The organism is Paraburkholderia sp. Cy-641 (assembly GCF_011752945.1).
GTDB lineage: Bacteria > Pseudomonadota > Gammaproteobacteria > Burkholderiales > Burkholderiaceae > Paraburkholderia.
The window spans coordinates 110,669-123,633 of the sequence record NZ_VWWM01000005.1; the positions used below are offsets into that span (position 1 = coordinate 110,669).

Genomic DNA, 12,965 nt, shown 5'->3' on the forward strand with positions numbered 1-12,965 from the left:
GTTCAGCCTGATGCCCGGCCGTTGCTCAGTCGCTGCTGAGTCTCTGCTTAATCGTTGTTGCCCGCGACGATGCCCATCACCGCCATGCGCACCGCGATGCCGAACGTGACCTGGTTCAGGATCACCGACTGCGGACCGTCCGCGACCTGCGAGTCGATCTCGACGCCACGGTTCATCGGCCCCGGGTGCATCACGATCGCATCGGGCGCGGCGAGCGCGAGACGCTCGGGCGTGAGCCCCCAGCTCTTGAAATACTCCTGCGACGACGGCAGCAGCGCACCGCTCATGCGCTCGTTCTGCAGGCGCAGCATGATGATGACGTCGACGCCCTTCAAACCTTCGTCGAGGTTGTGGAACACGCGCACACCCATCTGTTCGAGCCCGCCCGGCAACAGCGTGCGCGGACCGATCGCGCGCACTTCGGGCACGCCGAGCGTGGTCAGCGCGTGAATGTCGGAGCGCGCGACGCGCGAATGCAGGATGTCGCCGACGATCGCCACACGCAGCTTCGTGAAGTCCTTCTTGTAGTGGCGGATCGTGTACATGTCGAGCAGGCCCTGCGTCGGGTGCGCATGACGGCCGTCGCCGGCGTTGATCACGTGCACGTGCGGCGCGCAATGCTGCGCGATCAGATACGGCGCGCCGCTCGACGCATGACGCACGACGAACAGGTCCGCGTGCATCGCCGAGAGGTTGTTGATCGTATCGAGCAGCGATTCGCCCTTGCTCGTCGACGACGCGTTGATGTTCAGGTTCAGCACGTCGGCCGACAGCCGCGTCGCGGCGATTTCGAAGGTCGTGCGCGTGCGCGTCGAGTTCTCGAAGAACAGGTTGAACACCGACTTGCCGCGCAGAAGCGGCACCTTCTTCACTTCGCGATCGGTCACGCTGACGAACTGGTCGGCGGTATCGAGAATGTGATTGACGATCGACTTCGGCAAGCCCTCGATCGACAACAGATGTTTGAGCTCGCCGTTTTTCGTGAGCTGCGGGTTGCCCTTCAGGAAGCCGTAGCGAAAGCGCTCGGACGCGCTAGCGGAGGAATCCTGCGGAGCCTGGGTGGCGGTGTTCATGGTGTACCTGCTTCAAATACGGGCTTCAACGTGATCGATGTCGATGCGCACTGCGTGTGACGTTCTGTGATGCTCGGTGACAATTTCCGTGCCGTCCGCGCGCGTCACGGCGCGGCGAAAGGCTGCGCGGTTTTTGCGCGGCGCGAATCGAGCTCAAGCCGGCGCGAGCCTGAGCGAGCCGGCTCGGGCTGCGGCGTTCGAACGGCATGCTGGTGCATGCTCATTCATGGCTCGCGCTCTACGCTTCGCCGTCGCGCCGCCCGCGCGAGTTTCAATCGGCGCGTGCTTCGGTGTGAAAAACAAAGCGTGTGCGGCCCGCACCGTCGTCTTCGCGGGCCAGCACGAGCGTCGCGTCGGCGGGCACGTCGACCATTCCGCCGACGCAGCGCGCCGCCACTGGCAACTCGCGTCCGCCGCGATCGGCGAGCACCGCGAGTTCGACCGAAGCCGGACGGCCATAGTCGTATAGCTCGTTGAGCGCCGCGCGGATCGTGCGGCCCGTGTACAGCACGTCGTCGACGAGCACGATACGGCGGCCGTCGACCGCGAATGGCAGCGAGGTCGGGCTCGCCTGCGAGTGCAGCCCTTTCTTCGCATAGTCGTCGCGATGCAGCGCGACGTTCACCACGCCGAAGCTCGCGAGCTTCAGGTCGCGCGCGAGCCGCTCGGCGAGCCACGCGCCGCCGCTATGGATACCGGCCAGCACCGCGCCTTCCGCACCGCCCAGCTGGTCGCCAAAGGCCGCGCGAATCTGGTCGAGCAACGCGCGATACAGCACTTCGGCGTCAATGGAACTCATGATCGTCGGAAAGTCCGTCTAGATATTGCTGAAGGATGATGCTGGCGGCCTCGGCGTCGAGCATGTCGGCACGGCCGTTGCCGGCGCGGATTTCCGCCTCGGCCTCGACCGACGAATAGCGCTCGTCGACCCATGTCACCGGCAGATTGAAGCGGCCGTTCAGCTGGTTGCCGAAGCGCTTCGCGAGCTGGGTGCGTTCGTGCGGCGTGCCGTCCGGATGCACCGGCAAACCGACCACGAGCGCATTGGGCTTCCACTCGGCGATCAGCTTGCCGAGCGCTTCGAAGCGATAGTCCTTGCTGCGGTTCTGCACGACGACGAGCGGCCGCGCGCGGCGCGTCAACGAATTGCCGACCGCCACGCCGATGCGTTTTTCACCGTAGTCGAACGCGAGCAGCGTCGCCTCGCGTCCGTGCGGCAGGCTCATGCGCGGCCTCTCATGCGTGCCCGGCCTCGCCCGAAAGCATGGAGAGCGACACGCCGAGCAGCGCGAGCGCCGCTTCGAGACGCTCTTCGGCGGGCACGTCGAAAACGATCTTCGGATCGGCTTCGACCGTGAGCCAGCCGTTCTTCGAGATTTCGTCTTCGAGCTGGCCCGCGCCCCAGCCGGCGTGGCCGAGCGTCAGCAGAAAACGTTCCGGGCCGTTGCCGCTCGCGACCGCTTCGAGCACGTCTTTCGAGGTGGTCATTTCGAGGCCGCCCGGCACGGACATCGACGACGTATACGCGCCGCCGGTTTTCGGGTCGTGCAGCACGAAGCCGCGCTCGGTTTGCACCGGGCCGCCGAAGTACACGGGAACATGGAGAAGAGGTTCGATCTCGAGTTTCAGATCGATGCGATTGAAGAGCGCCTGCAGGTCGATATCGGTCGGCCGGTTGATGACGAGGCCGAGCGCGCCGCGCTCACTGTGATCGCAAAGGTAGACCACCGTTCCTGAAAACGTCGGATCGGCCATGTTGGGCATGGCGATCAGGAACTGGTTGGTCAGATTGATGCGATCGGTACTCTTGGACATAGTTGGGATTTTAGCAAAGACGATGCGGGATGGCGGGCTTTGAGCGAGGTCGCGCGATGCGCGCCGTGCCGCCTGCCATCGACGCCGGATCAGGTTGCACTCTATCATGCGCGGCCCCGGCGACGTGCCAATCGGGCGGGGCCTGGAGCGTGCCAGCACAGCGTTTATGCGCCGTTCATGCGCCCGCGCATGGATCGTTTCATGAAGCCGCTTAGGGATGGCTTATGGAGAGCTCATGTACCGCTCGGGGGCAGCGCAGCATGCGGTCGAGGCAGGCGTGCCCGCGCGCAGATCGCCGGACATTGCTCGATGTTGAGGGATTGTGTCTTATCGCAACGGACGCGTCGCGGTTCATGCTGCTTTTATCGCGGGGCGACTTTTGTGTTCCGGCAACGCGGCATGCGCCGTGCGCGGGCTGGATCGATTGCAGCATCGATTGCGGCACCGATCAGCTGCCGCGACGACACGGTTCACGCGCCGCCCTGCTCGATCGCGCGCGTCAGTGCAGTAAGCGCTGCCTGCGTAAGACTGCCGCCGGCCGGCCCGACGCCGGCCGCGACTTTGTGCAGCGTCGCGCGCAAGGCTTCGGCGGCCTGTTCGAGCGTATCCGCGGCCGGCGCGCCGACGATCACATGCGCGCGCACCGCCGGCGTCGCCACGCCCGCGTGCGCGCGACGGCGCCACGCGAGACCGAGTGCATCGGCCAGTAGCGCCACATGGCCGAGGCCGAGCGCGCACGCCGCCGAGCCGAGCCGATAGGCGGCATCGCCCGCCTGCAGCGCCTCGCTGGGATCGGCTTTCTCCGGCTGATCGGCCGCGCGCGCATGCGCGCTGAGCTCTTGGATCGACGCGTCGGCGGTCTGCAGGAAGTCTTCGTAGGCGTTCGCGTTGACGCTCAGCACGCCCAGATCGCGCGACAGCGAACCGTGCAGCGCGCCGCGCGATTGCGCTTCGAGCGCGCCCGCTTCCCAAAGCATTTCCGACGCCTGCGTGCCCGCGATGTGCCAGTCGACGCTCAGGCCATAGTCGCGCAGCACCTCGACCTGCTCCGCATCTTCGGCAGCCGCGCCAAGCAGCGCATAGTCGCGCCACAAGAGCGCGAGCGTCGCACGCACGAGCGAACGCGGCGCACGCTCGATGCCGCGCGCGTGATCGGCGAGCGCGAGGTTGCAGCGCGCGTAGAAGCGCCGCGCGTCGGTATCGCGAGCCGCATGGCCGCCTGCGCGCAGCGCCTTCGCACAGGCCCGCGCGAGACGCCAGAAGTCGTAGGGGTCGGGGCCGGCAAGTTCGACGAAGACGGCATCGAGCTCGTCGAGCGCGGCATTCGTGACGGCGAGCGCGACCGCGCTGCCCGTGTCGACCTGCGAGCGCAGGACCGGCAGCAGCGCGCGCTCGTAGCGCGCCCGCAGATGCGCAAGCTGAGCGGCGGATTGCGCGTGCAGCGACGCCGGCGGCACGGGCCGCGCACACAACGCGAGGTCTTCGAAAGCGACGGTCGTGCCGGGCGCGTGCTCGGCCAGTTGCGAACACAGTGCGTGGTAGTGATTGAAGAGCGTCGGCGAGCAGGACAGCTCGCGCAGATTGTGACGTTCGAGCGCCGCGCGGAAGTCGCGCAGCGCGGCACCGAACAGCGGCCGCACGCGTTGCGCGCCAGCCGGCGCCTCGGCGGGTTCTTCGCTCGCGAGCGGCGAGAGCCGCACGAGCGCATCGGCGAAACGCTGCGCGCTCAGCCAGCCGGCCGTGCGCAACGCCTGCGCTGCGCGCAGCAGCGCCGCACCGCTTTCCTCGCGCTGCTCGAACGCGAGCGACGCCTCGGCGAGCGCCAGTTCCGCGGGACGGACCGCGCCGCCGCGCGGATTCGGCAGGGCGTCGATGGAAACGGATGCAGCGGATCGAAGAGTCATGGGCAGACGGCACGAAGCTGACGGGCTGTCGCTGCGCGCCGCATGCAGAGTGATCGGCCAACGCGCAAACGGGCGACAGGACAAGGACAAACTCTCTACCGGCACGGCATTCCGGCGATGCTCCCCACCGGCGCGGCGAATGGGATGCCGGGTGCCGCGGACAATTGCGCCCGGAAGAAGCCCGCAAAAAATCAGGAACAGGCGCGCTGCCCGATTTCGCGACCGGCATGACCGGACTTTTCGGGACTTGCTCCCGCGGACGTCGCCGGCACAGCGGCTCCAGACCGCGGGCCCCAGTGGCCCATGTCCGAAGCCGGTTTGCGGAGCCGGCCTCGGCAAGGCAATTTCAGCAGGAAGCGTGGCAGGCTCCCTGCTCCAACGGCTCCCCGGCGTTCAACGAAACCGGTGAGTGAAGCCCGTGAAACCGCACGATCCAGCGAATCCAGACGACACCGCCGGCCCAGGCCGGCGGTTTCCCAAATCTCAGATCTGGACCATCTCGAAGTCTTCCTTGCGCGCTCCGCACTCGGGACAGGTCCAGTTAATGGGAACGTCTTCCCAGCGCGTGCCCGGCGCAATGCCCTCGTCCGGCAACCCGGCTTCCTCGTCGTAAATCCAGCCGCAAATCAGGCACATCCAGCTTTGATATTCCATTCTTGTGTCGCGTCGTTGAGTCCGTGGAAACGGGAGCCATGATGGTACCGTGTTGCCGCCCCCATGCCTAGCAATCGAAAACGCGCAACCGTAGCGTGCGCCGGCCTGTGGCCGGGCGGCCGTGGCGGTGCCGCGCGCGGGTGCGTGAACATCGGCGGCAGCGGATGACGGGCGGGCTCGCGAGCCCGCCCGTGTTTGAGAGCAGCCCGTTCATGCCCAGGATTGCGCGACGCGCACAAACCGTACGCCGCTGTGCTGCTTGCCGCCACGAACCTCGCGCGACGTGCGAAAAAAAGCTCCCGCGCCGGTTTAGGCCGCATAATTGAGCCAATTGCGCACTGCGCGCCGGAATCCTGCCTCTTTTTATCCATTTCATGCCCAGCGATACGCCTCCGATCGTTCTCACCTTCGGCCTTTCCGACCCCACCGGCGGCTCCGGCCTGCAGGCCGACCTGATGACCCTTGCCAGCATGGGCTGCCACGGCGTTTCCGTGCTGACGGGCTACACCGTGCGCGACTCGGCCAGTTGCGACGAAGTCACCGGGCTCGATCCCGACGTCGTCGCGACGCAGGCGCGCATGCTGCTCGAAGACATGCCGATCGCCGCGTTCAAGGTCGGCGCCTGCACGCGCGCCGAAGTGGTCAGCGCGATTGCCGAGGTCGTCGCCGATTACGACGACGTTCCGCTGATTCTCGCGCCCGACTTCACGCTCGACGACGAACACGTGCTCGCCGCCGACGAGCTGCGCGAGGCGATCGCCGATCTGCTCGCGCCGCAAACCACGCTGCTCGTCGCCGATTCGTCCACGCTGCTGGCGCTCGCCCAGCCCGACGGCGACGCGGAAGCGCCGAGCCTCGACGCGGCGATTTCGCATCTGCTGTCGCAGGGCTGCGAGTACATTCTGTCGACGGAAACCGGCACGCACCGGCTCGTCAATACGCTCTTCAGCGAAGACGGCCAGTTGCGCCAGGACATGTGGGACCGCGGCACCCATCGGCTGACGGGCCTGACCGACACGCTCGGCGCGGCGATCGCCGCGTTGCTGGCCAATGGCCAGGAGCCCGCCGAGGCGGTCCGCGAGGGCCAGGAATATCTGTATCAGGCCGTGCGCAACGCATTCCGGCCCGGCATGGGCGCGTATATGCCCGACCGCTTCTTCTGGGCGCGCAGCAGCGACGACGAAACGCCGCCCGCACCGGACAGGAGCGCTACGCCGGGCGAAGCGCGGCACTAGGCACTCCCGTTTTTTACCCAACGGCAGTCGAAATGAAAAACCCGCACGCGTGCGGGTTTTTCATTTCGAAACACGCTTTTTTCAAGATCCGTAACATTTTCCGTTTTACAAAAAATTGGAATTAATAAAATACCGACGCCATAAGCTGGCCATGTTGCGGCGCAAAACCCATACTGTGGGCGCATCACACACGTATTTCGCATAAAATCTAACGGATCGCCGTGTCGTATGTAACGGGACGTTGTATCGCGTAATTAACCGTTACAACGGCGCCGACATCATCAGGCTAGACTTTCAGGGTCATCGTTCTGTCATACGCCCAATATGCCTTTTCCTACCTTTTTCATCCATTTGCCGAAATGCTGCGGCTCGACCGTTATTTCGTTTTTTGATTTGAATAAAGGCAAAGACCAGTTCATCAACTTCGTGTGGGATCGAACCGGTTGGGGAAACTGCCGCGCAAAGCTGCTCGCCAGCCAGATCGGCGGGGGGCATCAGCCATACGGTATTCATCGGATTATCAAACACCCCGTCAACTACTGCACGATCCTGCGCGATCCGCTCGAGCGGCAGATTTCGCACTACTGGTACGCGTCGAGCGGCAAGAACGGCGAGGTAACGCGAGGCGTGAGCGTGTCGACGCCCGAGGCACTCGCACAGCAAGGCGTGCTGTCGCTCGACGAGTGGGTCGGCGAATCGCTGGGCGGGAAAAATCTCTTCGTCCAGATGCTGAGCGGCCATGCCGTGGTAAATGAAACCAGCCTCGACGCCGCGCAGGCTCATCTGCGCAGGAGTATCGGCACAGTCGGCATATGCGGGAAGATGAGCGAATTCCTGCTACAGCTTTGCAGCACGAGCGGCCTGCAATTACCGTTTCATTTCGAGACAAATCGAACCTCCGGCGCGCCGAAAACGCGAAACCATTTAAGCGAGGCAACGAAACAGAAATTTATCGAGGAGAACCGTCTCGATTACGAAATATTCCGCAGTGCGACTCGAATGGTCGATGCCTATGCGAAAGAGATGGGCAGCGTCTTTTCGAATGCGCTGGAGCTGATTAAGATTATTCAGGCCGAAATAAATAAGCTCGAAAATCCGCATGTCTATAGCTCGACGGTTTTCGGCTTTGACGGTTCATTTCTTTCACAAGTCCGCGACGTTGTGCGGCGTTTCGATCTTTCGCCCATCGAGGATTATCTCGAATTTGCGCGAAGCCGGCAGTACACTCCCGCCGACCTGTTCGACGGATTCGTCGACGCGGTTCACGACGGCGTGGTGTCCGGCTGGGCCATCAATCTGAGCCGGCCGGAAGAACGCGTGCCGCTCGAAGTGCGGGTCGGCACGCATGTCGTCGCAACCGGCTGGAGCGGCGAGCACCGGCCCGACGTAGCCAGCGCCGGCTATCCGAGCGAGCGCAGCGGATTTTCGATTGCGCTGCCGGACGGCGTCCCGGAAGGCTTTCACATCGCGATTGCGAATTCGCCGGAAAGCCTGCACCACGCCGGCACCTGGCGGCAAGGCTGGCACTGCGAGTAGGCGCCAGGAGAATCAGGAGAAAACACTTATGGAAGAACCCCCGAATTTCCTGCAACGCTTTCACGGCACGATCACGGCTCAGGACCGCATGCGCATGTTCCGCCAGAGGCCAGCCACGATCTGGCTGACCGGGCTGTCCGGCGCGGGAAAATCGACGCTCGCATTCGCGCTCGAACAGCAACTGATCGCGCTGGGCCATGCATGCTACGTGCTCGACGGCGACAACGTGCGCCATGGCCTTGCCAACGATCTCGGCTTCGAGCGCAAGGACCGGCGCGAAAATATCCGCCGCGTTGCACACGTCGCCCAATTGATGAACGACGCGGGCCTCATCGTGATTACCGCGCTGATCTCGCCGATGCGTGAAGACCGGGCGATGGCGCGCGAGATCATCGGGAGCGACAAATTCGTCGAGATCTATGTGTGCGCACCGCTTGCCACCTGCGCGAGCCGCGACCCGAAAGGCCTCTATGCGAAAGCGCGATCCGGCGAAATCACTTCGTTCACCGGCGTATCGGCGCCCTATGAACCGCCCGCCAAGCCCGAGCTTCACGTCGACACGGGAACGTTGTCGCCGGCCGAAAGCGTCGCGCAGATCTTCAGTCACCTGCGCGAGAAATGTCTCGAAACGGCTAGCCGCCGTGCGGCTCACGAAACAGGAGCTTGATTCCGGTACATCGCGATCCATCGCGCCAAAATCCTCTTCCCCAAAAGACAAAACCCGCAAAAATGCGGGTTTTGTCTTTTGGGAAGCACGTCTCACGACATGCTTCCCCCATGAACACCAACCGGGTCTCATAACGTGGTCCGGGCATGATGCCGAACCACGAGACCCGAGCGGTATTACATGTCCATGCCCATGCCGCCCATGCCGCCGGGCATGCCGCCAGGCATCGGTGCGTCTTCCTTCGGCAGTTCGCAGACAGCTGCATCGGTCGTCAGCAGGAGACCCGCAACCGAAGCTGCGTTTTGCAGCGCCGTGCGCGTCACCTTCGTCGGGTCCACGACACCTGCGTCAACCAGGTCAACGTACTCGCCGGTTGCTGCGTTGTAGCCGTAGTTGCCCTTGCCGGCAGCAACCGCTGCCACGACGACGCTCGCTTCTTCGCCACCGTTGGTGACGATCTGGCGCAGCGGCTCTTCCATGGCGCGCAGGACGATCTTGATACCTGCGTCCTGATCGGCGTTAGCGCCCTTCAGGCCGGTGATTGCCGTACGTGCACGGATCAGCGCGACGCCGCCGCCAGCAACGATGCCTTCTTCCACAGCTGCGCGCGTTGCGTGCAGTGCGTCTTCGACACGTGCCTTCTTTTCCTTCATTTCGACTTCGGTCGCAGCGCCGACCTTGATCACAGCAACACCGCCTGCCAGCTTGGCAACGCGCTCTTGCAGCTTTTCACGGTCGTAGTCCGAGGTCGCTTCTTCGATCTGCTTGCGCACTTGCTTGACGCGAGCTTCGATGTTCGCTGCTTCGCCAGCGCCGTCGATGATCGTGGTGTTTTCCTTGCCCACTTCGATGCGCTTCGCCTGGCCCAGTTCAGCCAGCGTTGCCTTCTCGAGCGTGAGGCCGGTTTCTTCAGCGATGACCTGGCCGCCGGTCAGGATCGCGATGTCTTCCAGCATGGCCTTACGACGGTCGCCGAAGCCCGGAGCCTTGACGGCGACGGTCTTCAGGATGCCGCGGATGTTGTTGACGACCAGCGTTGCGAGCGCTTCGCCTTCGACGTCTTCAGCGATGATGAGCAGCGGACGGCCAGCCTTCGCGACCTGCTCGAGCACCGGCAGCAGATCACGGATGTTCGACACCTTCTTGTCGTGCAGCAGCACGAACGGGTTGTCGAGCACGGCAACCTGCTTGTCCGGGTTGTTGATGAAGTACGGCGACAGGTAGCCGCGGTCGAATTGCATACCTTCGACGACGTCCAGCTCGTCTTGCAGCGACTTGCCGTCTTCGACGGTGATGACGCCTTCCTTGCCGACCTTGTCCATCGCTTCAGCGATGCGCTCGCCGATCGACGTGTCGCTGTTTGCCGAGATCGCGCCGACCTGGGCGATTTCCTTGTTGGTCGTGCACGGCTTGCTGATCTTGCGCAGTTCTTCGATTGCGGCTGCAACAGCCTTGTCGATGCCGCGCTTCAGGTCCATCGGGTTCATGCCCGATGCAACGTACTTCATGCCTTCGCGGACGATCGATTGCGCGAGAACCGTAGCGGTCGTCGTGCCGTCGCCGGCGTTGTCGCTGGTCTTGGAAGCGACTTCCTTGACCATTTGCGCGCCCATGTTCTGGAGCTTGTCTTTCAGTTCGATCTCTTTAGCGACCGACACACCGTCCTTGGTGACCGTCGGGCCGCCGAAGCTGCGCTCGAGGACCACGTTGCGGCCCTTCGGACCCAGCGTGACCTTCACGGCGTTGGCGAGAATGTTCACGCCTTCGACCATCTTGGCACGGGCGGAATCACCGAATACGACCTCTTTAGCTGCCATCTTCTAACTCCTTGAATTCTTTGGATATAACCGGGGAAGTAGCGACCTTGCGCTTACTTCTGCACCACGGCCATGATGTCTTCTTCGCGCATCACGAGCAGTTCGTTGCCGTCGACCTTGACGGTCTGGCCTGCGTACTTGCCGAACAGGACGCGGTCGCCCACTTTCACGTCGAGCGCAATGGCTGCACCCTTGTCGTCGCGCTTGCCCGGGCCGACTGCGAGGATTTCGCCTTGATCCGGCTTTTCCGCTGCGGCTTCGGGGATCACGATGCCCGAAGCGGTCTTGGTTTCCTGATCCAGACGCTTGACGATCACGCGATCATGCAAAGGACGAAGGTTCATACATACTCCTCTCTTGATTGAGACTGAAGAACGCTGAGAAAACCCGGCTGGCCGAGCCAACCGGCGATGTTGTTAGCACTCTCGTGCAGTGAGTGCTAATTATATGGATGGGTGGTGACAAATTCAAGAAGTGGGGGGAATGGGCGTCGTCGGCCGCCGCTCGGCGCGGAACCCCCGGCTACCGGGGACGGATCGCAGCGGGAGCAGCTTCACGCAGCGCGACTGCCAACACTGACCAGGGAAACTCCTGGTCCAGGTATATTTCCGCCACCCCCGCGCTCACAACGACGAAGCCCCCTCGGGACCTTTCGATCCGTCGGGGGCTTCGTCGATACGACTCAGACCGGCGTAACGGACGCAACCGGAGTTGCATCCGCCACATCGCTTACCACTGCATCGAGGCGCCGATGCCGGCGGTGGTGCCGCCCGGGCTCAGACCGACGCCCGCCTTCACCTTGATGTTCTCGGTGATGCGTGCGGTACCGCCCAGCGCCACAGCCTGGTAACCCTTGTAGGTTCCCGCGCCGATGCCGAACGACAGTGTCTTGCCCGGATCGACTTCCGGAATCATCGTCAGTGCCGTCGCCGCGGCGATGCCCGAATAAGCCCCACGCGCAACGCCGTTGATCGCGTTGTTCGTGTCGTTGATGCGCTGATCACCGAATTTGCATACAGCTGCCTTCTGATTTCGTCGGCGGCACGAGGCCGTTCTCGAGTCCATAGCGCACAAGATCAGCGTCCCGTTTGATTCCAAGCTTTGTCATTGCCGATACTTTTTGCGAACTGATGGTCTTTTTACTGCGGCTCAAACGATCGGCGATTTCGTTGACGGTCAGCCCGGAAACATAAAAGCGCACCACTTCCAGCTCGCGGCTGCTCAACGGCGCATTCGCCCACACGCCTCGCGTGGGTCGTTCCGACGGCATGATGATTTCCGATATGCGCGGCGAGAGGTAACGGCCATTCACATAGGCAGCGCGCACGGCCAGATGCAGATGTTCCATTTTGTCCACCTTGCTCAACAGACAGCGATTGCCGATGTCGATGAGCGAACGGAGCAGAATCGCGCTTTCCATCATGGTCAGTATCACCGTCTGCACTTTCGGATACCGTCGGCGAATGAGGGAAAACAGCGTAATGCCATCGCCATATTCACCGCCCGGCATCACGTAATCGGATACCAGCACGTCGCAGGCGGTGCGGCTCAAAAGCGGAATCAGCTCGCTCGAACTGCGAGCGGTCCCGACCACCGAAACGGTCGCGCTCTTCGTCAGTTCATGCCGAATACCTTCGAGAATCACGGGGTGATCGTCTGCAATTACGACGCGAATCGCGTTTGGATTCATGATTGTTTTCCTAACATGGTGATGCAACAAGGAGCGGGCTGACAACACCGAATACGCCTGAAAAGTGCAGGTATATCGGTTTGCAATTGCGTGACCGGATTCTTCTCCCTCTTCCGTGGAGGAATGACGCATCCGGGTCAGGGGATACGACCGGGCATCGATGGGAGATACGCGAGAACTTCAGTACCAGGCGTCGTAGTCCGCCCTCCCAGACGGCCCTGAACGCATGGATAGATTCGATAAAAACGGGTCGAAATGCTTACCCGCCGCTTTTTGTCACCGCATACTGACTGTGGGGATATCTGGTTGACCGCGGCGGCATCGGAGGATCTACATTTCGGAATGGATGTCTATCCAAAGATTTCGGTATAAGCACTTTATTGAATGCAGCCAGACCCGATAATAGGCTCAGTCCTAGAAACCATTAAATTGTGACAAATAGGACTTGTCTCATTTTTGTGAGATCACGCTTCATATCTGGAACCATCGGCCGCACACAAACCGCTCAACATGGCCACCGCCCAGGCCCACCCGGCAGCCATGCCACTTCCGCAATCTGCCGCATCAGGACATC

Annotated in this window: 12 protein-coding genes and 1 pseudogene; 3 read left to right on the top strand and 10 right to left on the bottom strand. The window is 62.8% G+C overall.

What is annotated here, in order from left to right; translation table 11 throughout:
• Positions 1-47 precede the first annotated feature (47 nt).
• From F3J20_RS04365 to F3J20_RS04390, 6 genes are all read right to left on the bottom strand, one after another.
• Positions 48-1,073 carry an aspartate carbamoyltransferase catalytic subunit gene (locus F3J20_RS04365; RefSeq protein WP_167036298.1) on the bottom strand — a complete coding sequence of 342 codons (1,026 nt, stop codon included), beginning with the start codon at positions 1,071-1,073 and terminating at the stop codon, positions 48-50.
• A 271-nt stretch (positions 1,074-1,344) separates the two neighbouring features.
• On the bottom strand, positions 1,345-1,872 hold the full coding sequence (gene pyrR, locus F3J20_RS04370; RefSeq protein WP_167282169.1) for a bifunctional pyr operon transcriptional regulator/uracil phosphoribosyltransferase PyrR: 528 nt from the start codon (positions 1,870-1,872) through the stop codon (positions 1,345-1,347).
• Complete coding sequence (gene ruvX, locus F3J20_RS04375; RefSeq protein ID WP_167282171.1) at positions 1,859-2,299, bottom strand: Holliday junction resolvase RuvX; 441 nt, start codon at positions 2,297-2,299, stop codon at positions 1,859-1,861. Before ruvX ends, pyrR begins: the two co-directional genes overlap by 14 nt.
• Before the next feature lie 10 nt (positions 2,300-2,309).
• Positions 2,310-2,888, bottom strand: a complete 579-nt coding sequence (locus F3J20_RS04380) for a YqgE/AlgH family protein (RefSeq protein ID WP_167036289.1) — start codon at positions 2,886-2,888, stop codon at positions 2,310-2,312.
• A gap of 470 nt (positions 2,889-3,358) precedes the next feature.
• The gene (locus tag F3J20_RS04385; RefSeq protein ID WP_167282173.1) at positions 3,359-4,792 is read right to left on the bottom strand and encodes a hypothetical protein; all 1,434 of its coding nucleotides are present in this window, start codon (positions 4,790-4,792) and stop codon (positions 3,359-3,361) included.
• Between the two features lie 483 nt (positions 4,793-5,275).
• A complete protein-coding gene (locus F3J20_RS04390; RefSeq protein ID WP_006047743.1) occupies positions 5,276-5,446 on the bottom strand; it encodes a rubredoxin in 171 nt (56 codons plus the stop codon).
• A gap of 374 nt (positions 5,447-5,820) precedes the next feature.
• On the opposite strand from F3J20_RS04390, the gene F3J20_RS04395 reads away from it, so the two are divergent.
• From F3J20_RS04395 to cysC, 3 genes are all read left to right on the top strand, one after another.
• Positions 5,821-6,681 (top strand): hydroxymethylpyrimidine/phosphomethylpyrimidine kinase, encoded by an 861-nt coding sequence (locus tag F3J20_RS04395; RefSeq protein WP_167036283.1) that lies wholly within the window; start codon positions 5,821-5,823, stop codon positions 6,679-6,681.
• Positions 6,682-7,005: 324 nt separating this feature from the next.
• Complete coding sequence (locus F3J20_RS04400) at positions 7,006-8,217, top strand: chondroitin 4-O-sulfotransferase (protein ID WP_167282175.1); 1,212 nt, start codon at positions 7,006-7,008, stop codon at positions 8,215-8,217.
• A gap of 28 nt (positions 8,218-8,245) precedes the next feature.
• Positions 8,246-8,884, top strand: coding sequence for an adenylyl-sulfate kinase (gene cysC, locus F3J20_RS04405; RefSeq protein WP_167036278.1), 639 nt, complete (start codon positions 8,246-8,248; stop codon positions 8,882-8,884).
• A 176-nt stretch (positions 8,885-9,060) separates the two neighbouring features.
• On the opposite strand, the gene groL is transcribed toward cysC, so the two are convergent.
• The 4 genes and pseudogenes from groL to F3J20_RS04425 form a co-directional block, all read right to left on the bottom strand.
• On the bottom strand, positions 9,061-10,701 hold the full coding sequence (gene groL, locus F3J20_RS04410) for a chaperonin GroEL (RefSeq protein ID WP_167036275.1): 1,641 nt from the start codon (positions 10,699-10,701) through the stop codon (positions 9,061-9,063).
• Between the two features lie 53 nt (positions 10,702-10,754).
• Entirely contained in the window at positions 10,755-11,045 is a 291-nt protein-coding gene (groES, locus tag F3J20_RS04415; protein WP_008923887.1) for a co-chaperone GroES, read from the bottom strand.
• 385 nt (positions 11,046-11,430) lie between these two features.
• Positions 11,431-11,673, bottom strand: a pseudogene (locus tag F3J20_RS04420) (YadA C-terminal domain-containing protein); the annotation flags it as partial.
• A 28-nt stretch (positions 11,674-11,701) separates the two neighbouring features.
• Positions 11,702-12,391 (bottom strand): response regulator transcription factor, encoded by a 690-nt coding sequence (locus F3J20_RS04425; RefSeq protein ID WP_167282179.1) that lies wholly within the window; start codon positions 12,389-12,391, stop codon positions 11,702-11,704.
• Positions 12,392-12,965 lie beyond the last annotated feature (574 nt).

What these genes read in the sequence shown, in the direction of transcription:
- F3J20_RS04365 (WP_167036298.1), bottom strand. Translation starts at nt 1,073, where the DNA reads ATGAACACCGCCACCCAGGCTCCGCAGGATTCCTCCGCTAGCGCGTCC.
- pyrR (WP_167282169.1), bottom strand. Translation starts at nt 1,872, where the DNA reads ATGAGTTCCATTGACGCCGAAGTGCTGTATCGCGCGTTGCTCGACCAG.
- ruvX (WP_167282171.1), bottom strand. Translation starts at nt 2,299, where the DNA reads ATGAGCCTGCCGCACGGACGCGAGGCGACGCTGCTCGCGTTCGACTAC.
- F3J20_RS04380 (WP_167036289.1), bottom strand. Translation starts at nt 2,888, where the DNA reads ATGTCCAAGAGTACCGATCGCATCAATCTGACCAACCAGTTCCTGATC.
- F3J20_RS04385 (WP_167282173.1), bottom strand. Translation starts at nt 4,792, where the DNA reads ATGACTCTTCGATCCGCTGCATCCGTTTCCATCGACGCCCTGCCGAAT.
- F3J20_RS04390 (WP_006047743.1), bottom strand. Translation starts at nt 5,446, where the DNA reads ATGGAATATCAAAGCTGGATGTGCCTGATTTGCGGCTGGATTTACGAC.
- F3J20_RS04395 (WP_167036283.1), top strand. Translation starts at nt 5,821, where the DNA reads ATGCCCAGCGATACGCCTCCGATCGTTCTCACCTTCGGCCTTTCCGAC.
- F3J20_RS04400 (WP_167282175.1), top strand. Translation starts at nt 7,006, where the DNA reads ATGCCTTTTCCTACCTTTTTCATCCATTTGCCGAAATGCTGCGGCTCG.
- cysC (WP_167036278.1), top strand. Translation starts at nt 8,246, where the DNA reads ATGGAAGAACCCCCGAATTTCCTGCAACGCTTTCACGGCACGATCACG.
- groL (WP_167036275.1), bottom strand. Translation starts at nt 10,701, where the DNA reads ATGGCAGCTAAAGAGGTCGTATTCGGTGATTCCGCCCGTGCCAAGATG.
- groES (WP_008923887.1), bottom strand. Translation starts at nt 11,045, where the DNA reads ATGAACCTTCGTCCTTTGCATGATCGCGTGATCGTCAAGCGTCTGGAT.
- F3J20_RS04425 (WP_167282179.1), bottom strand. Translation starts at nt 12,391, where the DNA reads ATGAATCCAAACGCGATTCGCGTCGTAATTGCAGACGATCACCCCGTG.